Source organism: Gammaproteobacteria bacterium (assembly GCA_035279405.1).
Taxonomy (GTDB): Bacteria; Pseudomonadota; Gammaproteobacteria; order Natronospirales; family REEB76; genus REEB76.
The window spans coordinates 1-1,263 of sequence record DATEHU010000027.1 but is presented as its reverse complement, the minus strand read 5'-3'; the positions used below and the strand labels follow the sequence as shown (position 1 = coordinate 1,263).

Sequence of the window (1,263 nt, the reverse complement as noted above, 5' to 3'; positions counted from 1 at the left end):
ATGTCTTAGCTCCATAATTCTGTCACCCCTTAACGGCAACGTGAAAATGTCACCCCATGAGACAGGAGACATGCACGTTGAGTCAGAAAGAGTTGCAACGAGGGACCGTCATCTCACAATGCATTCAAGGGAACCTGGCGTGTGCCAGAGCCGCGGAGCTGCTCGACCTATCTCCTCGGCATATCAAACGCCTCAAAGCTCGCTATCGGCTAGGCAGCGCAGCGGCTCTGGCTCACGCCAGCCGCGGTCGCCCCAGCCACCGCCGTTTGCCCGACGCCGTGCGCCAGCGGATCGTCCAGCTGTCCCGCTCCCGCTACGCCGGCTTCAACGATCATCACCTCTGCGAGAAGTTGGTCGAACACGAGGGCTTTTCGCTCAGCCGCGAAACCCTACGCCGCCTGCTGCGCCAAAGCGGCCTCGGCTCGCCGCGTAAACGACGCCCGCCCGCTCACCGCCAACGCCGCTTGCCTTCGGCGCGCGTCGGTGAACTGGTGCAACTCGACGGCTCTCCGCACCACTGGCTCGAAGGCCGCGGCCCGCTGCTCACCGCTCTGGGCATGCAGGACGATGCCTCCGGCAAAATCCTCGCCGCCCAGTTCTTCCCCTCGGAAACCACTTTCGGCTATCTCCGCTTGCTTCGCCAGCTGCTCCGCCGTCACGGCCTGCCCCTCGCTTTCTATGGCGATCGCAGTGGCATCTTCCTCCGCAACGACGATCACTGGACTGTCCCAGAACAACTCGCCGGAAAACGCCAGCCCACTCAGTTCGGCCGCGCCTTGGATCAACTCGGCGTCACCTTCATCGCCGCCAACAGCCCGCAGGCCAAAGGCCGCGTCGAACGTCTCTGGGGCGTGCTGCAAGATCGTCTCACCAGCGAACTCCGTCTGGCCAAAGCGGCTGACATCGACTCGGCCAATGCTGTGCTCCGCAAGTTCATCGCCGACTACAACCGCCGCTTCGCAAGACTGCCTCGCGAAACCGCAACCGCCTGGCGCCAGGCTCCGGAGAATCTCGAACGCATCTGCTGCTTCGTGCACGAACGCATCGTCAGCAACGACAATGTCGTGCAGTGGGATGGCCACCGCTTCCAAATCCCCCAGCAGGCCAAACGCTTCAGCTTTGCGGGAGCCAAAATCCACATCTATCAGGCTCTCGATGGACGCCTTTCGTTTTACTACGGCGATACCCGTCTCGAGCACTCAGCCATCAGGGGGTGACATTTCTATGTTGCCGTTAGGGTGACAGAATCACGTTGCTACAACA

Annotated in this window: 1 protein-coding gene; it reads left to right on the top strand. The window is 61.7% G+C overall.

Annotated features, from left to right (window positions below):
- Positions 1-56 precede the first annotated feature (56 nt).
- Positions 57-1,217 (top strand): ISNCY family transposase, encoded by a 1,161-nt coding sequence (locus VJR90_06350; GenBank protein HKV97089.1) that lies wholly within the window; start codon positions 57-59, stop codon positions 1,215-1,217.
- The last annotated feature ends 46 nt before the right edge of the window (positions 1,218-1,263 follow it).